The organism is Clavibacter michiganensis (genome assembly GCF_002151125.1).
Lineage (GTDB): Bacteria > Actinomycetota > Actinomycetes > Actinomycetales > Microbacteriaceae > Clavibacter > Clavibacter michiganensis_C.
In genome coordinates this window covers 21,254-44,986 of the sequence record NZ_MDJZ01000004.1, presented here as the reverse complement: position 1 = coordinate 44,986, position 23,733 = coordinate 21,254, and the positions used below count along the sequence as shown (strand labels likewise).

The 23,733-nt window shown below is 73.2% G+C and carries 21 protein-coding genes and 1 tRNA gene; 6 read left to right on the top strand and 16 right to left on the bottom strand.

Annotation, left to right across the window (positions count from 1 at the left end):
- Nucleotides 1-11 precede the first annotated feature (11 nt).
- The 5 genes from def (BFL37_RS01555) (at nucleotide 12) to BFL37_RS01530 (ending at nucleotide 6,882) form a co-directional block, all read left to right on the top strand.
- Nucleotides 12-578, top strand: coding sequence for a peptide deformylase (def, locus tag BFL37_RS01555; RefSeq protein WP_086513424.1), 567 nt, complete (start codon nucleotides 12-14; stop codon nucleotides 576-578).
- A gap of 110 nt (nucleotides 579-688) precedes the next feature.
- A complete protein-coding gene (locus BFL37_RS01550; protein WP_172403714.1) occupies nucleotides 689-1,909 on the top strand; it encodes an acyltransferase family protein in 1,221 nt (406 codons plus the stop codon).
- Between the two features lie 71 nt (nucleotides 1,910-1,980).
- Entirely contained in the window at nucleotides 1,981-2,508 is a 528-nt protein-coding gene (gene def / locus BFL37_RS01545) for a peptide deformylase (RefSeq protein WP_086513422.1), read from the top strand.
- Nucleotides 2,509-2,587: 79 nt separating this feature from the next.
- A complete protein-coding gene (locus BFL37_RS01540) occupies nucleotides 2,588-3,874 on the top strand; it encodes an O-antigen ligase family protein (RefSeq protein ID WP_086513421.1) in 1,287 nt (428 codons plus the stop codon).
- 2,267 nt (nucleotides 3,875-6,141) lie between these two features.
- The gene (locus tag BFL37_RS01530) at nucleotides 6,142-6,882 is read left to right on the top strand and encodes an SGNH/GDSL hydrolase family protein (RefSeq protein WP_172403713.1); all 741 of its coding nucleotides are present in this window, start codon (nucleotides 6,142-6,144) and stop codon (nucleotides 6,880-6,882) included.
- 42 nt (nucleotides 6,883-6,924) lie between these two features.
- Here BFL37_RS01530 and BFL37_RS01525 read toward each other — a convergent pair whose 3' ends face one another.
- The 11 genes from BFL37_RS01525 to BFL37_RS01475 form a co-directional block, all read right to left on the bottom strand.
- Entirely contained in the window at nucleotides 6,925-7,269 is a 345-nt protein-coding gene (locus BFL37_RS01525; RefSeq protein ID WP_143331575.1) for a hypothetical protein, read from the bottom strand.
- A 165-nt stretch (nucleotides 7,270-7,434) separates the two neighbouring features.
- A tRNA-Asn gene (locus tag BFL37_RS01520) sits at nucleotides 7,435-7,507 on the bottom strand.
- Between the two features lie 53 nt (nucleotides 7,508-7,560).
- Nucleotides 7,561-8,829 carry an MFS transporter gene (locus tag BFL37_RS01515; RefSeq protein ID WP_172403712.1) on the bottom strand — a complete coding sequence of 423 codons (1,269 nt, stop codon included), beginning with the start codon at nucleotides 8,827-8,829 and terminating at the stop codon, nucleotides 7,561-7,563.
- Complete coding sequence (locus tag BFL37_RS01510) at nucleotides 8,822-9,826, bottom strand: ABC transporter substrate-binding protein (protein WP_086513416.1); 1,005 nt, start codon at nucleotides 9,824-9,826, stop codon at nucleotides 8,822-8,824. The genes BFL37_RS01515 and BFL37_RS01510 overlap by 8 nt, the downstream gene beginning before the upstream one ends.
- Nucleotides 9,823-10,617: an ABC transporter ATP-binding protein gene (locus BFL37_RS01505; RefSeq protein ID WP_086513415.1), complete on the bottom strand. Its 795-nt coding sequence runs from the start codon at nucleotides 10,615-10,617 to the stop codon at nucleotides 9,823-9,825. The genes BFL37_RS01510 and BFL37_RS01505 overlap by 4 nt, the downstream gene beginning before the upstream one ends.
- Nucleotides 10,614-11,723, bottom strand: a complete 1,110-nt coding sequence (locus BFL37_RS01500; RefSeq protein WP_206601263.1) for a FecCD family ABC transporter permease — start codon at nucleotides 11,721-11,723, stop codon at nucleotides 10,614-10,616. The genes BFL37_RS01505 and BFL37_RS01500 overlap by 4 nt, the downstream gene beginning before the upstream one ends.
- Nucleotides 11,724-11,806: 83 nt before the next feature.
- The gene (locus BFL37_RS01495; RefSeq protein WP_172403711.1) at nucleotides 11,807-13,141 is read right to left on the bottom strand and encodes a YcaO-like family protein; all 1,335 of its coding nucleotides are present in this window, start codon (nucleotides 13,139-13,141) and stop codon (nucleotides 11,807-11,809) included.
- 8 nt (nucleotides 13,142-13,149) lie between these two features.
- Nucleotides 13,150-14,526, bottom strand: a complete 1,377-nt coding sequence (locus BFL37_RS01490; RefSeq protein ID WP_172403710.1) for a YcaO-like family protein — start codon at nucleotides 14,524-14,526, stop codon at nucleotides 13,150-13,152.
- Nucleotides 14,523-16,145, bottom strand: coding sequence for a CocE/NonD family hydrolase (locus BFL37_RS01485; protein WP_086513412.1), 1,623 nt, complete (start codon nucleotides 16,143-16,145; stop codon nucleotides 14,523-14,525). Before BFL37_RS01485 ends, BFL37_RS01490 begins: the two co-directional genes overlap by 4 nt.
- The gene (locus BFL37_RS01480; RefSeq protein ID WP_086513411.1) at nucleotides 16,142-17,098 is read right to left on the bottom strand and encodes a hypothetical protein; all 957 of its coding nucleotides are present in this window, start codon (nucleotides 17,096-17,098) and stop codon (nucleotides 16,142-16,144) included. Before BFL37_RS01480 ends, BFL37_RS01485 begins: the two co-directional genes overlap by 4 nt.
- 100 nt (nucleotides 17,099-17,198) lie before the next feature.
- Nucleotides 17,199-17,387: a streptamidine-related RiPP repeat protein gene (locus BFL37_RS01475; RefSeq protein WP_043669115.1), complete on the bottom strand. Its 189-nt coding sequence runs from the start codon at nucleotides 17,385-17,387 to the stop codon at nucleotides 17,199-17,201.
- A 106-nt stretch (nucleotides 17,388-17,493) separates the two neighbouring features.
- On the opposite strand from BFL37_RS01475, the gene BFL37_RS01470 reads away from it, so the two are divergent.
- Entirely contained in the window at nucleotides 17,494-17,895 is a 402-nt protein-coding gene (locus BFL37_RS01470) for a hypothetical protein (protein ID WP_086513410.1), read from the top strand.
- 15 nt (nucleotides 17,896-17,910) lie between these two features.
- On the opposite strand, the gene BFL37_RS01465 is transcribed toward BFL37_RS01470, so the two are convergent.
- The 5 genes from BFL37_RS01465 to BFL37_RS01445 form a co-directional block, all read right to left on the bottom strand.
- A complete protein-coding gene (locus BFL37_RS01465) occupies nucleotides 17,911-18,939 on the bottom strand; it encodes a lactonase family protein (RefSeq protein WP_172403709.1) in 1,029 nt (342 codons plus the stop codon).
- Between the two features lie 31 nt (nucleotides 18,940-18,970).
- A complete protein-coding gene (locus BFL37_RS01460; RefSeq protein ID WP_086513602.1) occupies nucleotides 18,971-19,876 on the bottom strand; it encodes a D-isomer specific 2-hydroxyacid dehydrogenase family protein in 906 nt (301 codons plus the stop codon).
- Nucleotides 19,877-19,986: 110 nt separating this feature from the next.
- Complete coding sequence (locus BFL37_RS01455; RefSeq protein WP_086513408.1) at nucleotides 19,987-20,940, bottom strand: ABC transporter ATP-binding protein; 954 nt, start codon at nucleotides 20,938-20,940, stop codon at nucleotides 19,987-19,989.
- 109 nt (nucleotides 20,941-21,049) lie between these two features.
- On the bottom strand, nucleotides 21,050-22,762 hold the full coding sequence (locus BFL37_RS01450; protein WP_086513407.1) for a dipeptide ABC transporter ATP-binding protein: 1,713 nt from the start codon (nucleotides 22,760-22,762) through the stop codon (nucleotides 21,050-21,052).
- Nucleotides 22,759-23,733 carry an ABC transporter permease gene (locus BFL37_RS01445; protein ID WP_086513406.1) on the bottom strand — a complete coding sequence of 325 codons (975 nt, stop codon included), beginning with the start codon at nucleotides 23,731-23,733 and terminating at the stop codon, nucleotides 22,759-22,761. The genes BFL37_RS01450 and BFL37_RS01445 overlap by 4 nt, the downstream gene beginning before the upstream one ends.

Sequence of the window (23,733 nt, the reverse complement as noted above, 5' to 3'; positions counted from 1 at the left end):
TCATCGGCAGCATGGCCGTCCTCCCCATCCGGATCACCGGAGACCCCGTCCTGCACGCCCCGGCCCGCGATGTGGAGGCGTTCGACGACGACCTGCGCACCCTCGTGGCCGACATGTACGAGACCATGGACGAGGCGCCGGGAGTCGGTCTCGCGGCGCCGCAGGTGGGTGTGCCGCTGCGCGTGTTCGTGTACTCCTACGAGACCGACGAGGGCGAGCCGCTGCGGGGCGTGGCCGTGAACCCGGACCTCTTCATCACGCCGGTGCCGGTGCGCGAGGCGGACGAGGACACCGAGGAGGAGGGCTGCCTGTCGTTCCCGGGCGAGCGCTTTCCGCTGGTGCGCGCGGACCGGGCGATCCTCCGGGCGGTGGACCTCGACGGGCGTCCGTTCGAGATCGAGGCCGCGGGCTGGTTCGCGCGGATCCTGCAGCACGAGTTCGACCACCTCGACGGGCTGCTCTACACCGACCGTCTCGCGCACGAGCATCGGAAGCCGGTGGCGAAGGTGATCCGCAAGAGCGGCTGGGGCGTGCCCGGGCAGTCGTGGCTGCCGGGGCGCGACCACCTCGAGGACTGAGGGCGGCGCACAGGGCAACCGCATCGTGGCCTCGTCCCGTGTAGTGCCACCGGACGAACGTCATCCGGTCACCCGCCCCTAGAATGACGCACGAGGCTAAACGGGGGAAGATGAGACGTGAAGTGGTGGCCGCGCCAAGCGGCAGGCGACCGGAGAATCGAGTTCTCAACGTCTTGCGATCGGCGGCAGCGCTGGCGGTGGTCTTCGGCCACGTCCGACTGCTCCTGATCGAGGATTACGCTACGGCTAATCACGACCCGCTGACGGCGGTCCTGTACTCATTGACGAGCCTCGGCTCGGAGGCGGTCATCGTCTTCTTCGTCCTGAGCGGCTACTGGGTAGGCGGTTCGGTGATCTCCGGCATGCGCGCCCGGACCTTCTCATGGGCCAGGTACGCCAACGCACGACTCACGCGCCTCTGGCTCGTCCTCATCCCGGCACTGCTCCTCACGGTCCTCGTCGACGCAGTCGGCGCGTCGCTCCTCGGCACGGCTGACGTGTATGCGCGGCCGGATCTTTACACGGGAATCCCCGCCGACCCCTCGTACTCGCCGCTGACCTTCCTGGGCAACGTCGTCTTCCTGCAAGATCTGCATGTGCCCATCTTCGGCACAAACCAGCCCCTCTGGTCGCTCGCCTACGAGTTCTGGTACTACCTTCTCTTCCCTGCTCTGCTCGTCGCCTTCTGGCCGGGCGGTAGCGCCCGGCGTCGTGCCGTGGGCGTCCTCCTCGCGGTGCTGGCGGTCGTCGTCAGCGGCCCGGTCGTGATGGGGCTGTTCCCGGCGTGGGTGCTGGGCGCCGTCGTGGCGGCGCTGCGTGGACGCATCAGCGGGGTTTTGCGGGCGATGCCCGGCGGGCTCCTAGTCCTCGCGCGCCTCACGGCGCTCCCCCTGATCGTAGGAGCGGCGGTGGCTGCCCACGAGGTCGAGATGCCATTCCGGGGCGGCGCGCTGCTGCTTGCCATTGTGACCGCCATCAGCATGAGCGTGTTCGTCGTGGACGTTTCATGGATTGGCTGCCCTGGCCGGCTGCTCGACGCCGCAAGTTGGACGGCCCACTCTTCGTATTCGCTTTACGCCACGCACATGCCCCTGGTGGTCCTCGCCGCGGCCCTCATGATCCCGTCAGTAGGTGACAGGTGGGCTGTGAGTGTCCCATCCGCCCTGGTCTTCATAGGGCTGATCGTCGCGTGCTGCCTCGTCGCCTACGTATTCGCGCGATACACGGAACGGAAAACGGACGTGGTGCGAAAATGGATCACCCGCCAGCCTCGCCGTCCCGCCGAACTCGCGTCGGCCACCGCCGTAGAAAACGGTCCGACGCGACGCTGACTATCCGGCGCGGGTCTCGCGAAGATGGGCCCGGACACCGTGACAAGTTGGACGCCAACCCACAACTTGCCATGGCACAGCTGGCTGCTCGGCCAAAGGCGTTCGACGACGACCTGCGCACCCTCGTGGCGGACATGTTCGAGACGATGGACGAGGCGCCGGGGGTCGGTCTCGCGGCGCCGCAGGTGGGTGTGCCGCTGCGCGTGTTCGTGTACTCCTACGAGACCGACGAGGGCGAGCCGCTGCGGGGCGTGGCCGTGAACCCGGACCTCTTCATCACGCCGGTGCCGGTGCGCGAGGCGGACGAGGACACCGAGGAGGAGGGCTGCCTGTCGTTCCCGGGCGAGCGCTTTCCGCTGGTGCGCGCGGACCGGGCGATCCTCCGGGCGGTGGACCTCGACGGGCGTCCGTTCGAGATCGAGGCCGCGGGCTGGTTCGCGCGGATCCTGCAGCACGAGTTCGACCACCTCGACGGGCTGCTCTACACCGACCGTCTCGCGCACGAGCATCGGAAGCCGGTGGCGAAGGTGATCCGCAAGAGCGGCTGGGGCGTGCCCGGGCAGTCGTGGCTGCCGGGGCGCGACCACCTCGAGGACTGAGGGCGGCGCAGCGCATCTCAGCGTCGGGGCCAGCCATCGGGACGGCGGGCCCCTCTACGGCGCTGTTAGTCTCGCCTTCATGGGGGAACATGAGGGTCTGGGGTTCGTTGGAAAGACAGCGCTGTGGCTCTTCCTCGCCGGTCTGTTCGCGAGCTCCTTCCTCGCCCTTCGCGTCGGCGCCTTCTCCATCGGAGACGTGTTGCTCATCGCCTCCGCGCTCTTCTTGCTGGCCGAGCCCAGGTCGACCGATGCTGCGCCGGGTAGTCCGCGCACGCAGGTCGTCTTCTTCCTGCTCTTGATTGGCGGTCTTCTGGCTGCGTTCCGTTCGACGGACCCAGGCTCTGATCTCGCGACCATCGTCCGGCTGCTCTATCTCGTGTGCGTACTTCCGTGGCAGGCGCGCGTGCTCCTGAGAAACGCAGAGGGCCTCAGGCGGGGCATGATCTGGTTCGTGGCTGGTGGAGCTTTGAGCGTGGGCGGTTCATTGCTGCAGTACGCCTTCGGTGCGTCGGTCATCCCGAACAGCATGGTCACCAACGCAGGCCGATACTCTGGGTTCACTTCGCACGTCTCGGATACCGGCGGCATAGCCTGCGTCGTCATCGTCGCGGCTGTCGCGGGTTTAGCCTCAAAGTCGGGCCGCGGTGCCCGCCTCTCGATGCTTGCCGCCGTCGTCCTCTCGGCCATCGGCCTGATCCTCTCCGGCAGTGTTGCAGGGATGCTCTCGGCGACCGTCGGCGTCGTCTACTTGGTGCTGAAGGGCAATATCGGCTGGGGTCGCGCTGTAGTGCTGGCCGTGAGCGCGTCGGTCATCGGCCTCGCTGCCATCCGTCTCCAGCAGGCGACAGGTGTCGCGCTTTCGCCCACTGAGCGACTCCTGCAGGCGCTCGGACTCACTGGCAGCGCTGACGGCCTGAACACCACCGCGTCCCGACTCGACACCATCCGGACGGGGCTCGCGGGGATCGCAGATAGCCCGATATTCGGGGCGGGCATTGACCCCGAGAGCGCGCGAGTGGTTGGAGATCTGGCGGTGCACAATCTGTACATATCGTCCTTCTATCAGGGCGGTGTATTAGTCTTCGTGGCCATGGTCGTGGTCACGTGGTCCGCGTTTCGTCGGTTATGGGCTCGCGGCATGCCGCAGGTGGTCGTCCAGGCGCAGGCGGGGTTCTTGACCGCCCTCGTATTCGCCATGACGGCACCATCGTTCTACAACCGCTACTTCTGGATTCCGGTCGCACTCGCGGCCGTGGCGAGCATGGTCGAATTGAGTTCAGCGTCAGACGCTGGGCTAGGTCGAAGGCCGCTCGACCTCGGGATACTCGCTTCCCAACCCTCCTCCTCGAGGGCAGTGCGCCGCTGAGTGCGTTCGCTATTTGCTGGCAGACCGGCGGCACTTCTACCTTCTCATCTCCCCTGGCGCGCTTCTACTTGCCGACGTGAAATCCAATGCGAGGGCTGGTTGCCCTCTCCCCGCGGTCGGTCTCCTGAGCGGTCTCGGAGACTGAGGGGGTGTCAGCATCGACCGGGACGGACCATGCAGGTCGCGTTTCTGGAGGGGCGGGAGCCCCGTTCGATCGCCGGGTGATCATCTACCTGGAGCCGACCCACGTCCCTCTGGCTGTCGAGAGTGCCAACGTACATGCGAAGCACCGCGAGGCCGACCTGTCATGCGGCACGGAGACTTAAATAGGTAGTAAATGATCCCCATTAACTAGCTTTGAAGTCTTTTCTGCCGCTGGCGAGTCAGAGCAGGGCGCCGGTTCAGCGTACGAGTGGCCCTCTGTAGATTGCGTCCCTTGGCGCCGGATCCAGACAATGGATCGGTTGCAACCTACATAGGCTCCGGCGTGCTTTCGCGCCCTGCTTGGATGTTTCCAGCAATGCACTGCATGCTGTGTACATGTGCCTCCTGCAGGCGTTCATCGCCGCCACGTGACCGACCTTGCGGATCGGCATATAGGGCGCTTCTGGCCGCCGCTGGTGCGACACGGGGGTCGTGCCTACCTGGGAGTGAGGCGCACCGGGGCCGGTCCGCATCGGGGTCGCTCGGCGGACAGCGGCTGTGGTGAGTGCCCCGAAACGCGGGCGGCCCCGCTAGGTGAAGCCGCCGGCTAGCCCATCCACCGTGGAGAAGCGCGGACACTTTGCGCGAAGCGGTCACCAGAGACGTTGACGCTTCAGGCCAAGGGATAGCTCGTAAGGGTTAGCGCACTCCTCGGCGCTCCTCAGTGCCCCGCGGAGCCCCGGACCGTCGTATGCCGGCTTCCCGCGCTCCACCGCCCTGACGTTATACCTGCGTCGACAGCGGAGGTGGCGGGAGGCGTCGCTGCCGGCTACCTGCGAAGACTGCTTTGGGAGCTACGAGTAGGTGCCATACGCCCCGCACGGGGCCCGAGGGAAATCGCGGTCGCGCGGAACGTACAATATGTGGCATATGGGAATGAGATGGGCCCAGTCCTCGGGACGCACGCTTATGATCGGGACCGTGTTCGATCCCCGTTCCAATGCTCGGAATCTGATACGCCTACTCCTAGCCCTCTTCGTCGAGCTATAGCATTTGATCGTTCTCAGCGGCTCTGACATCGGTTTCGCACCAGCGCGTCAAATCGTCTGCCGCTTCAGCGTGCACGCGTTCTATGCCAAATCGGGACTTCTTATCCTCGCTAGTCGCGTAAAACAGCTATGGTGGTGGCACTTCCTCCGGGTTCGAGCTCTCCGCATCCTGCCACCGTTCTAAGTGTGCCTTCTCGTGACCGCGGGCGTCTTCTCCCGCTTGGCAGTGTTGCTGCGGGGCGCCGCCCTCCCACCAGGGTCCGCGGCCGATGCCGTGGAATACGTGACACGTAACGCCTTCCTTCGCATTGCGCACTTCGACACCGCTGGTACGCCCCCTAAAGCCCTCGAGAAGGTGCTGTGGAACGGTTCGCTCCGGACCCTCGCGTGGGAGTTCCCGGGCTATATCGGAGTACTCACGAACGGCCTGGTGGCGCTGCTCCGCCACCGCGCTCGAGCCTTTCCGTCGCACTCGCGATGGCGACACTCAGTGCGAATGCAACCGCCTATGGCACCGTCGACAACCTTTCGCCAGGGATCGCCTGCCGCCTTGGGGTGGCGTTCCTCTCCGAGGCCCTCCCCTACCACTTCCAGGACCGCGTGCCGATGAGCGGCGCGCTGCTCCTCATTTCAGTCTGTATCACACGCGCGGCTTTGTTCCTGCCTAAGTACAGCGTTGTCGCGTCGCTACCCATTGCATACCTGATGATCGAGCTCGGCGCCCTAGGTAAAAGCTCTCGGCTGCCTACTCGCCAGCATGTGTCGTACGGGAAGTACACCTAGGGGTACCGATCCAGCAGTTGCTCGCCACCCTCGGTGTCGTCTCATGGGTACCCTCACATTCGCGATGGCGTCCATGGAGGCAACGCTGCCCTTGGTCGCGGCAAGCTGGTTCCTCGTGGAAAAGCCGGGCCTGCGCTTTAGAGCATTCCTCGTCAACCGTAAACGGTGCACGAAGCTGGCATGGCTGAATGGGTGTCGAGCAGGTGTGATCCGCGATGCCCACCTTCGGCGCCCCTTAGTGGGGGCGCCCAGGGGCCAATGGGGGCCTACAAACCGCCTACGATTCAGCACATGGGGAATCACAGACGTTGGGGTAGCAGCACGGCCTGGGGTATCGCGGGCGTTACCGCGATCGGTGTGCTCGTCGTTGGCCTGTCGGGTTTGGCGTTGGCCGATGCGGGCGATCGACCGGCGGCGGCTGGGTCTGTGCCAGAGCTCCCTGCTTCTCTGCAGCCGGACGAGCCGGATGCCGTGCGTGCGGCTTTCATCGGGGACTCGTACACGGCCGGAGCGGGGGCGTCGAGCAAGAGTGTCACGTTCCCACAGCTCTTGTCCTTGCGAGAGGGGTGGATCCCGGTGAACCTGGGTCGGGGCGGCACCGGCTACCTCACGACCGCGAGCACGGCCGGCTGCGGCTTGGCCTACTGCCCGAACTACCTAGAGATGATCCCGGACGCCGTCAAGGCGAACCCCGACCTCGTGATTGTCTCCGGAGGTCGTAACGACTCCCGAACCGTTCAAGCCGCGCGCGACCAGATCGCTGCCTTTTACCCAGCGCTGCGGTCGGCACTCCCGGATGCGCGGATTGTCGCGACCTCTCCGCTGTGGGATGACGAAGAGGCACCAGCCGCTCTCGGCCAGCTAGCCGAGGCCGTCCGCTCGGCAGTCGAGGCAGTCGGCGGTACGTACGTCGACGCGGGGCAGCCGTTCGAGGGGCGGGCCGACCTCATCTCCGACGACGGAATCCACCCAGACGATGCCGGCTACGCCTTGCTGGTCGACGTCCTTGAGCCGCTCGTTTCTTCTCCGTAACGACGACAAGTTCCGCATCTCCCGGGGGGGGGATCGTGGGCATCACGGGCACGGGCCGAGCAGGACGATCGGTTGAATGGCGCACGCGTTGGCGACGACGTTCGCTTGCTCGGACGAGCTCACCGCGGGGTGCCATTCGGCTACCGCGCTGCCATAGGTAGCGGCGTCGGCGGACGCGTAGTAGCCGTCCGAAGAGGTCGACGTGGGCGCCGTGGTTGGCCCGGCTGCCTGAGATTCGTTGACCGTCAGCACACGTGTCACTCCGGAGCCGATCGTGATGACGGGCTCGACCCCGCCGTCGTCCATGGCGGACATGCCGACGAGCATCGCGCTGCCGCCGACGGAGACGTAGAGCGACGTTGAGCCCTTGGCCGTCGTCTTCTGCACGATGGTGGTGGACCGGCCGAACATCTGGCCCTGTTGGTTGACTTGCTGTGGGTGCCGCCCTCGACGTCCGTGGCGGCATTGTCGCTGGACGACCGCTCGGACTGGCCTGGCCCGGCCTGGCCGGGCAAAGGAAAAGGCCCCGCGGGTGGAGCCGCGAGGCCTTCGCTCCCCGAGTTGGACTCGAACCAACAACCTGCCGGTTAACAGCCGGCTGCTCTGCCAATTGAGCTATCGAGGATCACGTGGAGCAACCCGGAAAGCCTAGCAAAGAATCCGGGCGCCTCCGCTCACCTAGCTCGCGACGGGCGCGTCCCCGGCGTCGGGCACGCGCAGGTCGGCGAGGCGCGGTGCCCGGCGCAGGCCGGACGCCGCCGCTCCCACGAGCCCGGCGAGGGCTCCGAGGCCCGTGACGAGGATCGCGGTGCGGACGCCCGTGGAGGCGGCGAGCACGCCGCCGAGCCCCGCCCCGATCGGCTGCCCGCCCCACGCGATCATGCGCGCGGTCGTGTTGACGCGGCCCTGCAGGTGGGCGGGCGTGACGGTCTGGCGGACGACGATCCCGGAGAGCGAGACGGTCGACGTCGCGGCCTGCCAGGCGGCGAGGACGAGCACGGCGACGAGGACGGATCCGACGGCTGCCCACGCCGCCGTGAGCGCGGTCTGGAGCGCGAGCCCGCCGATCGTGATCGCGCCGACGCCGACGCGGCGCTGGATCGGACCGAGCGCGCGCGACGCGAGGAGGGTGCCGCAGGCGGCGGCCGCGGCGAGGATCCCGAGCGCGGGTCCGTCGGCCGGCTCCTCGAGGCCGCGGGCGATCATCACGACGAGCGTGCCCGTGACCGCTCCCCCGGTCAGGCTGCTGCCCGCGCCCACGAGCGTGAGGTCGCGCACGAGCGGCGCCCGGCGGATGTGCTGGAGCCCCTCGAGGATCTCCCGGCCGATGCGCCGCCGGGCCCGGGCCGACGGCCGCGGGGAGGAGGTCCAGGTGACGCGGCTCAGGAGGAGGGCTGCGGCCGCGTAGCTCGCGGCGTCCAGCGCGAGGACGGCGGACGGCCCCAGCCCCGCGACCGCGGCGGCGCCCGCGAGCGGACCGGCGATGCCGATCACCGTGTAGACGGTCGTCATGCGCGTGGTCGCGGCCCCCACGCGGTCGCTGCCCACGAGGGCGGGCACGGCCGAGAAGCTCGCGGCGTCGAAGAAGACGAACAGCGAGGAGACGGCCGCCGCGACGCCGACGAGGAGCGCCGGATGCGGTGTCCCGAGGAGCGCCGCGAGCGGGACGGACGCGGTCGCCGCGGCGCTCAGCCAGGTGGTGACGAGCATCGTGCGCCGGGCGTCCCAGCCGTCGACGAGCGCGCCCACGGGGAGGGCGAGCACGAGGTACGGCAGCGCCTCCATCATCGCGACGAGGCCGAGCAGCGCGGCGTCGCCCGTGGTCGTGTAGACGAGCACCGGGAGCGCGACCGCGGTGAGCGCGTTGCCCGCCCAGGAGACGCCGCGCGAGAGGACGTAGCGGTCGAACGCGCGCGCGGTCCGGGTCGGCGTCGTCGGGTCAGCCATGGAGCAGCGCGTCGAGGGCGACGACCCCGTCGAGCGCGCGGGATCCGATGAAGTCGGTTGAGGGCAGCGCGAGCAGGCGGCCGTCGCGCACGGCGCGCACGCCCGGCAGCCGCGCCTCGAGGTCGGCGCGCACGCTGTCGCGCTCGGCATCCGTCGAGTAGAGGTACACGATCGTGCCGGGATCCCGCCTCGCCACGTCTTCGACGCTCACCTCGGCGTAGTACTGGTCGGCGGGGAGGGCGTCCTCGTACATGTTCCGGCCGCCGGCGCGGGCGACGACGTCGCTGTAGAGGCCGCGGGCGTCGGCGTACACGGATCCGTCGAAGATCTGCAGCACGGCGAGGTCGACCGGATCCCGGCCCTGCACGTGCGCGTCCACCGCGGCGAGCTGCGCGCGCTCGTCGGCGACGGCGCTGTCCGCGGCGTCCTCCGCCCCGAGGAGCGTGCCGAGCGCCTGCAGGTCGGTGGCCGCGTCGTCGACGTGCCCGGTGGTGACCTGGCCGTGGCAGAACGAGCTGATGACGTAGACGCGGATCCCGAGGGCGGCCAGGTCGTCGATGGTGGGCAGCTCGGTGCCGTCGAAGTGGTACTCGCCGTCGGCGACGATGAGGTCGGGGTGCGCGGCGAGCAGCGTCTCGCGGTCGACGGCGCCGGTCGCGAGGACGGGCACGCGGTCGTAGGCGTCCCGGTAGCGGTCGAGCGGCGGCGACTGGTCGGTGAACGCCTGGCCGACGATGCGGTCGCCCGCGCCCAGCTGGAGCAGCATCTCGGTGACCGCGGGCCACAGCGAGACGATCCGCTGCGGTCCCGTCGGGAACGCGAGGGCGCGGTCGCAGGAGTCGACGGAGACGGGGCCGCCGGCGGTGGCGGTGGGCGCGGTGCCGCCGTCGGCCGGGGCGGTCGCGCAGCCGGCGAGGAGCAGGGCGGCGGTCGCGGCGCCGGCGAGGAGGGCGGCGGTCCGGGTCGCGCGGCGGCGTGCGGGGGTGCGGGGGGTCATGGTCGTCCGTCCTGGGTGGGGGTCGTGGGGGGCGTGCTGAAGAAGAGGTGGCGGCGACCCGTGACCGGGTGCTCGCCCAGGTGCACGTCGACGCCGAAGACGTCGCGGAGGATCCCCGGGCGGAGCACCTCGTCGGGTGTGCCGCCGGCGACGATGCGGCCGTGGTGCACGACGTGGATCCGGTCGCAGTACGCGGCCGCGAGGTTGAGGTCGTGCAGGGCGACGACGACCGTGACGCCGAGCCCGCGCACGAGGTCGAGGAGCTCCAGCTGGGTCGCGACGTCGAGGTGGTTGGTGGGCTCGTCGAGCACGAGGATCCGGGGGCGCTGCGCGAGGGCGGCCGCGAGCATGACGCGTTGCCGCTCGCCGCCCGACAGCGAGCGGACGGCGCGGTCGGCGAGATGCGCGGCGCCCGTGCGCGCGAGGCAGGCGTCGACGAGCGCGCGGTCGTCGTCCGTGTCGCGGTCGAGCGCGCCCTTGTGCGGCGTGAGCCCGGTGGCGACGACGGCGCGCACGTCGAGCGCGCCATCGTCGCCGTGGTCCTGCGTGAGCGCGGCGACGATGCGGGCGGAGTCGCGGGGCCGCATGCCGCGGAGGTCGTCGTCGCCCAGGAGGACGGTCCCGTGCGCGACGGGCAGGGCCCGGTACAGGGCCTTGAGGAGCGTGGACTTGCCGCTGCCGTTCGGCCCGACGAGCCCGACCAGCTCGCCGTCGCGGGCCTCGAGCGTCGCCCCGGTCACGGGCATCGCGCGGCCGATGCGGACCGCGACGTCCTCGAGGGAGAGCCTCATCGGGTCCGCCCGTCGTCGGCGCGGAGCAGGACCGTCAGGAAGACCGGGACGCCGACGAGCGCGGTCACGATCGACAGCGGCAGCTCGCGCGGGGCGGTGAGCGTGCGCCCCGCGAGGTCGGCGAGCACGAGGAACAGCCCGCCCACGAGCGCGGCGAGCGGCAGGAGGCGCCGGTGCGCGGGCCCCACGACGAGGCGCACGAGGTGCGGCGCGATGAGCCCGACGAAGCCGACGCCGCCCGCGACCGACACGGCGGCCGCGGTGAGCAGCGCGGAGACGGCGAAGAGGATCGTGCGGGACCGGGAGAGGTCGACGCCGAGGGACGCGGCGCGGTCGTCGCCGAGGAGGAGCGCGTCCAGGGTGCGGCCGCCGGCGAGGAGGCCGACGAGCCCGATCGCGAGCGCCGCGGCCGGCAGCGCGAGCGATGCCCACGTGGCGCCGGACACGCTGCCGAGCAGCCAGAACAGCACGCCCGCGATCTGGTCGGGCGACGCCTGCAGCTGCAGCCAGCTGGTGAGCGCCTGCAGGAGCGACGAGATCGAGACGCCGACGAGCACCAGGCGCGCCGGATCCACGCGCCCGCCGCGCCGCCCGAGCGCCAGCACGAGCGCGAGGGTCGCGATGGCGCCCGCGAAGGCCGCGCCCGTGACGCCCAGCGTCGCGAGGAACCCGGCCGCGGACGCGCCGACGACGAGCGCCGCCACCGCGCCGAGCGACGCGCCGGACGCGATGCCGAGCACGAAGGGATCCGCGAGCGGGTTGCGGATGAGCGTCTGCAGCACGGTCCCGGCCAGGGCGAGCGCCGCGCCCGTGACGAGCGCGAGCAGCACGCGCGGCGCCCGGTACTCCCACACGATCTGGTCGTCGATGGGGTCGATCCCGCCGGCGTCCGTGCCGAGGGCGTGGTGCAGCACCACCTGCGCGACGTGCAGGGGCGAGACCGTCACCGAGCCGATGCCCATGGCGAGCGCCACCACGAGCGGCGCGGCGAGGACGAGGGCGGGGACGAGGAGGCGCCGGACGAGACGCGCGCGGGGCGGCGGGGGCGGGGCGGGGATCGCCGCGGGTGGCGCGGCCGCGCGGGCGGGGGCTGTGGTCGGTTCCATGGGGCTCTCGGGTGGGGGGCGGGTGGATCGGGTGGGCAGGCGGCGGGAGGCAGGCGGCAGGCGGCGGGCGGCGGGCGGCCCGCTCAGTGCGGGAGCGGCACGGGCCGCGGCGGCGCGGGCGGCGCGGGATCCGGCCCGCCGAGGAACGGCAGCGCGTGCGGCGCGTTCGAGCGGAGGCCCGGGACGATAACGCGCGTCACGTGCAGTCCCGTGCGGCGGATCTCCGGCAGCGTCACGTCGACCGCGAGCACCTCGCGCCCCGTCTCCCGCAGCGCGTCGACCAGCTCGGCCACGCGGTCGGGCCCGTCCCACCGGTCGGTCACGTCCGCGAGCGGCAGGCGGCCGGTGATCGACCGCGCGAGCTCCTCGTGGAAGGCGCGCTGGATCACGGGGTCGAGATGCAGCTGCAGGTGGCAGCCGTAGTCGACGACGTCGGAGAGGTCAGGCCGGTACGCCAGACGGTAGGCGCGGTCGGCGCGCCACGGCTTCAGCGGGCTGCGCGGATCGCGCGCGGCGGCCATGTAGGGCCCGTCCGGATCGTCGAGGTCGGCCTGGAAGAGCTGCAGCTGCAGGGCCTCCCCCAGCGCCTTGCGGGCGGCGCGCGTCGGCACGCCGCCTGACGCCATCCCGAGCGTGAGGTACCCGGTGCGGGCGTCCTGGAGGAGCGCGCCGATGACCGGGAGGCCGGATACGTGCGGGAACAGGAACCAGCGGCAGGAGAGCGCGTCGGCCGGGCCTCGCGCGAGGTCGACGAGCGCGCGCGGCACGTCGAGCTCGACGACGCCCCGGCCGTCCGTCCACGCGCGCGTCATCGCGTCGCGCTCGATCACCTCGCCGAGCCCGCCCCAGAGCGCCTCCTCCGCGGAGCGGCCCGTGGCGAGACCGGCCTGCATGATCGGGTGCACCGCGGGCGGCACGAGGAGCGCGTGCGAGACCCAGACCAGCGACGCGGGGACGAGGATCCGGTCCCCGGTCCCGAGGCGCGCGGCCTCCGTCCAGTCGACGACCGCGTCGTCGTCCAGCACGGCGACCGGCAGCCAGCCGCTCGCGTGCTGCGCGGCGGAGTACAGGGCGAGGGCGGCGGGATCCAGCACGGCGCGTGCCCCCGCGCGGAGACGACGTGCGGAGTCGCGCAGGAGCCCCGCGGGGACGAGGTTGCCGCAGTAGCGCTCGACGGCCTCGCCCACGGCGGCGCCGAGCACGGCGTCCGGATCCGCGAAGGCGTGCCCCGCGCCCGACGCGTCCGACGCCCACGCGCAGAAGGCGGACGAGTCGGCGAGCACCGCGTGGGCGAGCCGGAAGGCGGGCGGGAAGTGCGCGGGGGTCGCGCGCGGCTCGACGCGGCGGACGACGCCCGTGCGCGCGTCGACGAGGTCGGCGGGCGCGAGGTCGCGCGGGGGTGCGGGTGCGGGGTCCATCGGGCCTCTCATGCCAGGGGGATCGGGTCGGGGACGAGGTCGTCGGCGCTCGCCGGGATGCGGTCGAGGCCGAGCCGCCGGGGCACCTCGAGGTAGCGGGCGGATCCGCGCAGCGGGTACGCGGGCGGCCCGTTCCCCACGAGCCCCGGCACGACCACGCGCACGACCTCGAGCCCGGCGAGCCGGACGTCGGGCGTCGTCAGGTCGACGGAGACGGCGCGGAGGCCCTGCCGCGCGAGCGCGTCGAGGTGCCTCGGGAGCGGGTCGTCCGCCGTGATCCGCGGCAGGGCGTCGAGGGGCGCGGACGCGGCGGGCCGCAGCCGGTCGAGGTGGGATCCGTTCATCCGCGGGTCGAGGTGCAGCTGCGCGACGGGCGGCAGGTCGGTGAGGCGCGCGTAGCCGGGCCCGGCGTCGTCGAGGTAGCGCCGGTCGGCGCGGTACGGCAGGAACACGTGCTCCTCGATCCCGCCCGCGCGGACCGCCCGCCACACCTCGCTCGCGGGATCCACGAGCTGCCGGGTGAGCTGCAGCAGGCCGAGCGCCTCCACGAGCGCCTTGGTCGCCGCGTGCTCGGGTGCGCTCCGGCACGCGCTGCCGAACGCGACCATTCGGGATCCGTTCTCGTGCTCCTCCTCGAGGAACGCGGCGACGACGGGCGCGGGCGACTCCGACGGGATCTCCAGGAGGCGCACGCGCACGGGCGGGGTCGTCGGATCCTCCGCCCAGCCGAGCGCCCCCGCGACCCGGCCGCCGTCGTCGAGCGCGCGCGTCGAGGCGCCGCTCGCCCACCAGATCGCGCAGGCGTCGCGCTCCCACAGCTCCTCGAGCGCGTTCCGCACGGCCATGCCCCGGTCCGCGCCCGCGGCGATGCCCGAGTAGGCGAGCGAGTGGCGCGGCACCTCCCCGGCGCGGGAGCCGTGCACGAAGTCGAGCCACGCGAGGGAGGCGGGCACGAGGACCGGGCCGCCGTCGTGCAGGTCGACGCCTCGCGCCCAGAGCACCTCGTCGTGCCGCGTGAACGGACGGAACGGGAAGCCGGGCGCGGCGTGCTGCCGGGGCGAGTAGAGGGCGAGCTCCTCGGGATTCAGCGCGCGGGCGCCGCCGGCCGTGAGCGACGCGTGCGATCCGCGGACGAGGTCCTCGGGCACGGCGTTGCCGCAGTAGCGCTCCACCGCCTCCCCGCAGGCCGCGAGCCGCGCGGGGACCGGGTCGCCCGCGGACGCGCCGAAGCCGAACCCGTCGGCCCGCCACGGCGCGAACCGGTCGGCCCGGGAGACCGTGGCGCCGTGGCCGACCCAGGCGAACGGCAGGCGCGGATCCGCGGGCTGCCGCGCGAGCGAGGTGATGAGGCCCGTGCGGGCGTCGACGAGGTCGTCGATGCTCACGAGGCGGCTCCCGTGCCGGTACCGGTACTGGTGCCCGTGGCGCCGGCCGGCTCGGCGCCCGCGTGCGCGCCGTCCGGCGTCGGGGCCGTCCCCGCCGCGATCGGCAGCACCAGCACGAGCCGCATCGTCGCATCGAGGATCACGCGCTGCCGCACGGGCGTCTCGATCGCGGACGTGCACCGCTCCCCCGGCGGCCCGCCGAGGTTCCGGGCGAGCCGCGGGGCGTCGGCGCCCGCGAGCTCCAGCACGAGCACGGTGCCGGCGGGGAGCAGGACCGCGACGGGACCGAGCGCGATCGCCGTCCGCACCCCCTCGTGCGGTCCGGTGACGGTCGTCTCCCCCACGACGAGCTCCTGCTCGGCGCCGTCGGGGTCGCGGGCGAGGAGCCGGGCGATCCAGTCGGTGCCGGGCGCGTCGGATCCGCTGGTGAGCTCGACGGACACGTCGCCGGTCAGCCGGAGCGGGCCGTCGAGCGGGAGGGTCCGTGCGCGCACGGCGTCGGGCCGGGACGCGAGCGCGCGCCGGTCGACGCCGGGGTGCCGGGAGGGCCGCGGATCCCGCGGGTCGTGCACGAACGCGAGCTCGCCGCCCGACGCCCAGGCGACGCGCGTCGGGGTGTGCGGCGGCGGCCAGTCGCCGTGGTCCTCCCAGCCGGATCCGCGCACGTGCACCCGGGCGCGCCGAGGCGGGAGCGCGCCGTCGAGGGCGTCGCTGATCCAGTCGACGAGCATCCGGCCCCACGGGACGACGGCGTCCCCGCCGTGGTCGAGGTCGCCCACGCGGCCGGACGAGCTGCCGACGAGGTCGTGCTCCCAGGGACCCACGAGGAGGTGCGCGGGCGTACCGGGCACGGCGGATCCGGCGACGCCGTGGTGCTCGAGCGTCTCCGGCAGGAGCAGGTCGTGCCAGCCGCCGACGTGCAGCGTCGCGGCGGTCAGGGCGGCGAGCTCGGCCCGCGTGATCTCCTCCCCCGTCCGCGCGCCCGCCCCGTCCTCCACGATGCCGCGCCAGGAGGGCAGGTGCGCGCCCGTCTCCCGCGGGAGGTCCACGACGGGCAGGTGCCGGAGGAGCCCGGGCCGCTCGCGGAACACCTGCGCCGCGAGGCCGTCGCGGCTCGTGCGGGCGTCGCCGCGCTCGAGCCACCAGGACGCGTGCTCGGCGAGGCGCAGGATCCCGCCGCCGCCGAACTTGGTGCGCGCGAGCGACATGGAGGGGCCGAGCGAGACGACCGCGCGGACGGCCTCCGGTCGCTCGACCGCCATGGCCCACGCGGTGAAGCCGGAGTAGGAGCCGCCGTACGCGACGACGCGGCCGTCGCTCCACGGCTGCGCGGTGATCCAGTCGACGAGCGCCGCGCCGTCGGCCCGTTCTCCGCGGTACGGCGCCCACGTGCCGTCGGAGTCGTGGCGGCCGCGGACGTCCTGCACGACGTAGGCGAGCCCGCGCTCGCGCCAGGCACGGCCCTCGGCGAGGTGGCGGGAGCGCCCGTACGCGGTGCGCGTGACGACGCACGGCACGCGCGCCCCGGGTCCGGCCGCGGCGGGCACGTGGGCGTCGAGGACGAGCGCCGAACCGTCGGATGCGCGGAGCGGGACGCCGTACCGGTCGTCCCCGCTCACCGTGCGCCCGCGCCCGTCGCGTCGGCCGGTGGGATCGCGTCAGTCGATGCCGACGGGGCGCCGGATGCGGGCGGGCCGGCGGGTGCGGGTGGGCCGGCGAGGTCGACGGGCAGCGGCAGCACGGGATGGCGCTCGACGAGGCCGGTCGCGACCACGATCGTGTGCTCGTACCGGACGCCGGGTGCGTCCGCCCCGTCGCCGGTGCCGGAGGCGCGGGCGAGGTGCTCCGCCAGCTCGTGGATCACGATCCCCGCGGCGAGGGCGGCGACACCGGCGTCGATCCCGTGCCAGGCGTCCGGCGGGGCCACCCCCGCGGCGGCGCGCGCGTCGGCCTCGCGCCAGAGCCGGTCGAGCTCCTCGACCACGCGGTGGGCGGCGCGTCGGCGTCCGCGGTAGTCGGCGTACGTGACGGCACCGGATCCGCCCGGGGCCTGCAGCGGCCCGACGACGAGGAGCTCGCCCTCCTGGTGCACGCGGTGCCAGGGAAGCCCGGTGCGGGCGAGCTCGGGGCCGAGGGCGCTCCAGCGGGCGTCGGGCTGCTCGGGCGCGACCGAGACGAGGGCGCAGGCGGTCGCGGGGACGGCGTCGTCCGGGGCGATGCCGAGGGCGCGGTCGCCGAGCAGCGCGCGCAGGGTCCCGGCGACCGGCCCGGTGCCCCGGATCGCGACGGGACCGGTGCCGGGGAGGGGCCACGGCACGTCGTCGCGGGAGGCGGTCAGGGCGCCGCGATCCCGCAGCAGGCGCACGAGGGGCGCGCCGGGGTCGTCCGCGCCCGCGCCGTCCTCCGCCGGGTCGTGCGGATCCGCCACCCCGTACGCCGCGAGGCGCGCCGCCACGTCGGCGACGATCCCGTCGGGTCCGCTCACGCGGTGGAACTCGAGCGCGGGGGTGACGTGCCGCCACTCGTCGACGGCGACGCGGTAGAGGCGGTGGTGCGGGGCGAGGCGGAGCATGCGGTCTCACGATCGGTGGCGGCGGCGCGGGCCGGGCGGCGGATGCGGGCGGACGTCGTCCCGGCCGGCGCGCGGGTGCGCGCCGGCCGGCTTCCCTCTCCTAGTCCTGGAGAGCGAAGGGGTTGTGGACGAGGGCGTTCGTGCCCGGTCCCTGCGGCGCGCTGAGCACGTCGTCGCCGGCGATCGCCTCGACGGCGAACGGGTTGTGGACGAGGGCGTTCGTGCCCGGTCCCTGCGGCGCGCTCAGCACGTCGTCGCCGGCGATCCTGGTGATGGAGACGTCGATCATGTCGTCATCCTCTCTCTCTAGTATCGAGAACCATTCTCAATACGGGAGAGAAGATAGGGCGGCCCGCATCCTCGGCGGACGCGCTGTCCACAGGTAGCGTCGGCGCATGGGCATGTTCCAGGTCGTGCAGGCGCGACCCCACGACGCGGACCGGCTGTGGGCGCTGCTCGAGGAGGACCGGCGGGAGCGCGCGGCCGGACCGGCGGATCCCGACGCGGACGAGGCGGGCCACGCGGGCGCCGATCCGGTCGACGACGCGGTCGCCGCCCGCCCCGGCGACCCGCCGTCGGACACGCTGCCGCTCCTCGAGTCCCGCCGCGGTCGCGTGGTGGCGCTCGTGTCGGATCCCGCGCGCCCCGTGCTCATCGCCTACTCGGGGGTCCGCGCGGTCGGCTTCGCCCTGATGGACCGCAACGGCGTCGGCGGGCGCGCCTTCACCGCCGCGGGCTGGCGCGGCCTCGGCGTCGAGGAGGAGATCCGCGAGGCCGCTCCCCTGCTGCTGCGCTGAGGCGGGCGCCGTGCGCTAGTCGGCCGGCAGCAGGTAGGTGGGGCTCGGCACCGCGATCACGACCGGCCCCGCGGTGGGCAGCCCGGTCGCCGGATCCAGCCGGAAGGACGCGACCGTGCCGGATCCCTGGTTCGCCACGTGCAGCCGGTCCTCGACCACCACGTGGTGCCGGGGCGTCTCGCCGCCGCAGTCGAACGCGGCCACGGGCGCGAGCGCGCCGTCGGCGGCGATGCCGACCACCGCGATCCGCTCGGAGCCGCGGAGGCCGACGTAGGCGAGCCGCTCGTCGGCGGAGACGCGGACCTCGGCGGCGGAGTCGCGGGCGTCGGGCACGGCCGCGCACGACGTGGACGCGATGACGCGCCAGTCCGTGCCGGTCCCCTCGAGCGCGTGCAGGGTCCCGTCGAGCTCGCCGACGAGGAGCACGCGGCCGGACGACAGGAGGGCCATGTGCCGGGGACCCGTGCCGGGCGGGAGGGCGAGCGCGCCGATGCGGTCGAGCCGGCCGTCGCGGAGCGCGTGGACGTGGACGGCGTCGGTGCCGAGGTCGGCGCTGAGGACCGTCCCGCCGCCGACGTGGAGCGTGCTGTGCGCGTGCGGCCCGTCCTGCTGCGGGCGGGGGCCGGAGCCCTCCGCGGCGAGGAGCTGCACGGCCTCGCCGAGCGTGCCGTCGTGCGCGATCGGGTGGACGGCGACGATGCCGTCGCCGTAGTGCGACGTGAGGAGCAGGCCGTCGACCACGTGCAGGTGGCAGGGGCCGGATCCCCCGCTCGGCTGCCCGCCCGCCCACTGCAGCGAGCCTCCGGGTGCGCGGCGGAACGCCTCGACGCGGTCGGCGGCCTCGCCCACCGCGTAGACCATGTCGCCGTGCGCGAGGAGGAACGAGGGCGAGGGAGTCTCCACGGCGGTGCCGACGACCGCCATCTCGCCCGTGATGGGATCGACCGCGAGGCCCGTGATGCCGATGCCCGAGCCGCCGGCGTCGGCGGTGTAGCCGCCCGCCCACATCGAGACCTCGGGCATGGCGGCTTCCTCGGGCGTCATCACCCCGCTCACCCTACGGGCACGCCGCCGGTCAGTACCCGGAGGACGGCTCGACGATGCCGACGAAGTCGCCGGTGCGGAGGAAGCCTTCCGTGTTGAGGCGGATCCGCTCGGCGAGCAGCGGCCGCACCATGTCCGGGGTGTCGGCCGTGTGCGGCGTCACGATGCAGCGCGGCTCGGAGAACAGCGGGTGGCCGTCGGGCAGCGGCTCGGGCGACGTGACGTCGAGGCCCGCGCCGTGGATCCCGCCGGAGCGGAGCGCGTCGAGCAGGGCGTCGGGATCGACGAGCGCGCCGCGGGCGATGTTCACGAGGACGGCCGTGTCCTTCATCGCCGCCAGCTGCGCCGCGCCGATGAGGCCCGCGGTGTCGTCGGTGCTGGCCGCGGCGAGCATCACGACGTCGGCGTCCGCGAGCACCTCGTCGAGCCGGTCGGCGGTGACGGTGCGGTCGGCGCCCTCCACCGGGTCGCCGCTGCGGCGCACGACCGTCACGGTGCAGTCGAACGGGGCGAGCAGCCGGATGTACTCCAGCGCGATGCCGCCGGCGCCGACCACGACGACCTCGGAGCGGTAGAGCGAGAGGCCCGCCGACGATCCCCAGGAGGTCGCCCGCGCGCGCTCCGGCAGCTGCCGCAGCGTCGCGAGGGTCAGCGCGAGCGCGTGCTCGGCGACGGGCTCGGAGTAGGCGCCCTTCGCGCTCGTCCAGACGAGGTCGGGTCGGTCGCACTCCCGGAGCGTGTCGGCGAAGGCGTCGACGCCCGCGAACGGCAGCTGCACCCACTGCACCTGCGGGTTGGCGGCGAGCGTGTCGGTGAGCTCCGCCGCGCGGCGGATGGAGAGCCAGACGATGCCGCGCGTCTCCTCCGACAGCTCGGCGACCTCTCCGCCCGCGTCGCGGACGGCCTCGAGGTAGGCGTCCTCCGTGCGCGGGAGCATGGCGATGGGGCCGGGCACGGGTCGCGCGTCGCCCGTGAGGCGGTGGGGCGTGGCCCCGTCGACCGCGCGGTGGACGCGGCGGGGAGCGGGGGCTGAGCGGTTCGTGTCGGTCATGCGAGGGGCCTCCGGGGATGCGGGACGCGGGCGGGCGGTTCGGCGGATCGCAGCACGACGGGCGGGTCGCCCTCCGCGTGATCGGCGTCGTGTTCGCGAGGGGGCTCGGCCGCGGTGCGCGACTGGGCGAGCCCCTGCACGTAGGGGTGGGTCGGATCCGCCAGCACGTCGTCGACGGCGCCGTGGCCGACCAGCTTGCCGCGGTGCAGCACGGCGAGGCGGTCGGTGAGGCGCTCGACGACCGCGAGGTCGTGGCTCACCACGAGCGCGGAGAAGCCGCCGCGGGACTGGAGGTCGCGGAGCAGGTCGAGCACGGCGACGCGGCTCATCACGTCCACGCCCGAGGTCGGCTCGTCGGCGATGAGGAGGCGCGGGCCGAGCACGAGCGCCCGGGCGAGGGCGACGCGCTGGCGCTGGCCGCTGGAGAGCTCGTGCGGGTACCTGTCCTGCGTCCCGGGCGGCAGGTCGAGCGCGGTCAGGAGCGTGACGACGCGGCGCGCGGCCACCTGGCTGTCGAAGCGTCGGTCGCGGGAGAAGATCGGCTCGGCGATGGCCTCGCTCGCCGTGAGCTGCGGGTGCAGCGTGGTGCCGGCGTCCTGCGGCACGTAGCCGATGCCGTAGGTGGTGCGGGTGCGGGCACGGCGGCCCATGCGGCGGAGGCCCTGGCCGAGCACGGAGGCGTCGCCACCCGTGATCCGGGGGACGGCCGCGCCCTCGTCGCCGGACGGGACGAGGCCCGCGAGCACGCGCGCGAGGGACGACTTGCCGGATCCGCTCGCGCCCACGACGCCGAGCACCTCGCCCGGCTGGATCCGCAGCGTGATCCCGTCGACGGCCGGCGGCGTCTCCGCCCCGCGCCGCGCGGGATAGGCGAGACGCAGATCGCGGGCGTCGAGCACGGGCCCGGCGGATCCGCCGTCCGCGTCGGCGTCTCGGGGGGTGTGCGTCATGCGCTGCTCCGTCCTCGGCGTGGTCGTGCGGCAGGCGACGCCTGCCGCACGACGGATGCGGGTTCCGACCCATCATGCCCGGGGTCGGGCGGGCCCCGCTCGGAGCCGCCTAGCCGGCGGGCCGCTCGGCGGCCCGGAGCGCGTGCAGCCGGGCGCGGCGCTCGGCCTGCTCGCCCGGGTCGGGCACGGGCAGCGACGCGAGCAGCCGCTGCGTGTACGGGTGCTGCGGGTTCCCGAGCACCTCGGCGCCCGTGCCCTCCTCGACCAGCTCGCCGCGGTAGAGCACGGCGATCCGGTCGGCCAGCAGGTCGACGACCGCGAGGTCGTGGCTGATGAACAGCGCCGCGAACCCGAGCTCGCGCTGCAGCTCGGCGAAGAGCTCCAGCACGCGCGCCTGCACGGACACGTCGAGCGCGCTCGTCGGCTCGTCCGCGACGAGCAGCGACGGCTCGAGCGCGAGGCCGCGGGCGAGGCTCGCGCGCTGGCGCTGCCCGCCCGAGAGCTCGTGCGGGTAGCGGTCGCCGAAGGCCTTCGGCAGCTGCACCGCCTCCATGAGCTCGTCGACGCGCCCGCGCGCGGCCTGCGGGGTCCTCGCCCGGCCGTGCACGATGAGCGGCTCGGCCACGCACTCGGCGATCGTGAGGCGCGGGTTGAAGCTCGTCGCCGGGTCCTGGAACACGAAGCCGATGTCGGCGCGGAGCTTCCGGAAGTCGCGCTCGCGCACGCCGAGCATCTCGGTGCCGAGGACCTGGAGGGATCCGCCGGTCACGTTGGTGAGGCCCGCGATGGCGCGCCCGATGGTGGTCTTGCCGGAGCCCGACTCCCCCACCAGCCCGAGGACCTCGCCCGCCTCGATGCGCAGGTCGACGCCCTTCACGGCGCGGAACGCGGGGCTCCCCAGGCGGCCCGGGTACTCGATCTCGAGCCCGCGCGCCTCGACGACCGGAACCGCCTCGGTGCCCGACGCGGTGCGGGCGCGCGAGCGCACGGCCGCGCGCTCGACGGTGGCGGCGACGCCCTCGCCGAGCTTCGGCACGGAGGCCAGCAGGTTCCGCGTGTACTCCTCCTTCGGCGACGCGAAGAGCGTGGCGACGTCGGCCTGCTCCACGAGCCGCGAGCGGTACATGACCGCCACGCGGTCGGCGAGGTCGGCCACCACGCCCATGTTGTGCGTGATGAGGATCACGGCCGCGCCGAACTCGTCGCGGCAGCGGCGCAGCAGGTCGAGGATCTCCGCCTGCACCGTGACGTCGAGCGCGGTGGTCGGCTCGTCGGCGACGATGAGGCCGGGGTCCAGCACGAGCGCCATCGCGATGACGACGCGCTGCTTCTGGCCGCCCGAGAACTGGTGCGGGTAGTGGTCGACGCGCGTCTCGGGATCCGGGATGCCCACGCGGCGGAGGATGTCGATGGCCTTCGCGCGGCCCTCCTTCTTGGAGACGCGGCCGTGGGCGCGGAGGCCCTCGACGATCTGCCAGCCCACCGTGTGCACGGGGTTGAGCGCCGTGGACGGCTCCTGGAACACCATCGCCACGTCGCGGCCGCGCGCCTGGCGCAGCCGGTCGGCGGAGATCGAGAGCACGTCGACCGCGCCCTGGCCGGTGCGGTCGCTGAGGAGCACGGCGCCGTCGGTGACGGCCGTGTCGGGCAGGAGGCCGAGGATCGTGCGGGCGGTGACGGACTTGCCCGACCCCGACTCCCCCACGATGGCGAGGATCTCGCCGGGCGACACCGTGAGGGAGACGCCGTCGACCGCGCGGACGTCGCCGCCGTCGGTCGCGAAGGTCACCCCGAGGTCGCGGATGGAGACGACGTCGCTCATGCGGCCACCTTCTTCTTCGTCGAGGCGCGCTTGCGGGCGCGGAGCTTGGGGTCGGAGATGTCGTTGACGCTCTCGCCCACGAGCGTGAGCCCGAGGACGAGCATGACGATGGCGACGCCGGGGAAGACGCCCGTCCACCAGACGCCGCTCGCGGTGTCCGCGAGCGCGCGGTTGAGGTCGTAGCCCCACTCGGCCGCGGACGTCGGCGAGATGCCGAAGCCGAGGAACCCGAGCCCGGCGAGCGTGAGGATGGCCTCGGACGCGTTGAGCGTGAGGATCAGCGGCAGCGTGCGCGTGGAGTTCCGCAGCACGTGCACGAACATGATCCGCGGCGTCGACGACCCGATGACCTTGGCGCTCTCGACGAACGCCTCCGCCTTCAGCCGCACGACCTCGGCGCGGATCACGCGGAAGTACTGCGGGATGTAGACGACCGTGATGCTGACGGCCGCCGACAGGATGCCGCCCCACAGGCTCGACTGCCCGCCGTTCAGCACGATGCTCACCACGATGGCGAGCAGCAGCGTCGGGAACGGGTAGATGGCGTCGGCGATGACGACGAGGATCCGGTCGAGCCAGCCGCCGAGGTAGCCCGAGACGACGCCGAGCAGCACGCCGACGAACAGCGAGAGGACCACGGCGATCACCACGACGGACAGCGCGGTCTGCGTGCCCCAGACGACGCGGGAGAACACGTCGTAGCCGCCGACCGTGGTGCCCCAGATGTGGGTGCCGTCGGGTGCGGACTGGCGCGGGAAGGAGCCGCTGTCGTCGCGGCCCTGCGCGAAACCGAACGGGGCGATGACCGGCGCGAGCGCCGCGAGCAGGATGAACGCGCCCGTGATGAGCATCCCGGCGACGAGCATGCCGCGCTGGAGGCCCACGCTCTGGCGCACGTGCGAGACGAGCGGCAGGCGCTGGAGGAGGGTGCGGCGCGCCGGGGGCGCGGGAGCGGTGGTGGTGTCGGTCAT

What these genes read in the sequence shown, in the direction of transcription:
- def (WP_086513424.1), top strand. Translation starts at nt 12, where the DNA reads ATGGCCGTCCTCCCCATCCGGATCACCGGAGACCCCGTCCTGCACGCC.
- BFL37_RS01550 (WP_172403714.1), top strand. Translation starts at nt 689, where the DNA reads ATGAGACGTGAAGTGGTGGCCGCGCCAAGCGGCAGGCGACCGGAGAAT.
- def (WP_086513422.1), top strand. Translation starts at nt 1,981, where the DNA reads ATGGCACAGCTGGCTGCTCGGCCAAAGGCGTTCGACGACGACCTGCGC.
- BFL37_RS01540 (WP_086513421.1), top strand. Translation starts at nt 2,588, where the DNA reads ATGGGGGAACATGAGGGTCTGGGGTTCGTTGGAAAGACAGCGCTGTGG.
- BFL37_RS01530 (WP_172403713.1), top strand. Translation starts at nt 6,142, where the DNA reads ATGGGGAATCACAGACGTTGGGGTAGCAGCACGGCCTGGGGTATCGCG.
- BFL37_RS01515 (WP_172403712.1), bottom strand. Translation starts at nt 8,829, where the DNA reads ATGGCTGACCCGACGACGCCGACCCGGACCGCGCGCGCGTTCGACCGC.
- BFL37_RS01510 (WP_086513416.1), bottom strand. Translation starts at nt 9,826, where the DNA reads ATGACCCCCCGCACCCCCGCACGCCGCCGCGCGACCCGGACCGCCGCC.
- BFL37_RS01505 (WP_086513415.1), bottom strand. Translation starts at nt 10,617, where the DNA reads ATGAGGCTCTCCCTCGAGGACGTCGCGGTCCGCATCGGCCGCGCGATG.
- BFL37_RS01500 (WP_206601263.1), bottom strand. Translation starts at nt 11,723, where the DNA reads ATGGAACCGACCACAGCCCCCGCCCGCGCGGCCGCGCCACCCGCGGCG.
- BFL37_RS01495 (WP_172403711.1), bottom strand. Translation starts at nt 13,141, where the DNA reads ATGGACCCCGCACCCGCACCCCCGCGCGACCTCGCGCCCGCCGACCTC.
- BFL37_RS01480 (WP_086513411.1), bottom strand. Translation starts at nt 17,098, where the DNA reads ATGCTCCGCCTCGCCCCGCACCACCGCCTCTACCGCGTCGCCGTCGAC.
- BFL37_RS01475 (WP_043669115.1), bottom strand. Translation starts at nt 17,387, where the DNA reads ATGATCGACGTCTCCATCACCAGGATCGCCGGCGACGACGTGCTGAGC.
- BFL37_RS01470 (WP_086513410.1), top strand. Translation starts at nt 17,494, where the DNA reads ATGGGCATGTTCCAGGTCGTGCAGGCGCGACCCCACGACGCGGACCGG.
- BFL37_RS01465 (WP_172403709.1), bottom strand. Translation starts at nt 18,939, where the DNA reads ATGACGCCCGAGGAAGCCGCCATGCCCGAGGTCTCGATGTGGGCGGGC.
- BFL37_RS01460 (WP_086513602.1), bottom strand. Translation starts at nt 19,876, where the DNA reads ATGCTCCCGCGCACGGAGGACGCCTACCTCGAGGCCGTCCGCGACGCG.
- BFL37_RS01455 (WP_086513408.1), bottom strand. Translation starts at nt 20,940, where the DNA reads ATGACGCACACCCCCCGAGACGCCGACGCGGACGGCGGATCCGCCGGG.
- BFL37_RS01450 (WP_086513407.1), bottom strand. Translation starts at nt 22,762, where the DNA reads ATGAGCGACGTCGTCTCCATCCGCGACCTCGGGGTGACCTTCGCGACC.
- BFL37_RS01445 (WP_086513406.1), bottom strand. Translation starts at nt 23,733, where the DNA reads ATGACCGACACCACCACCGCTCCCGCGCCCCCGGCGCGCCGCACCCTC.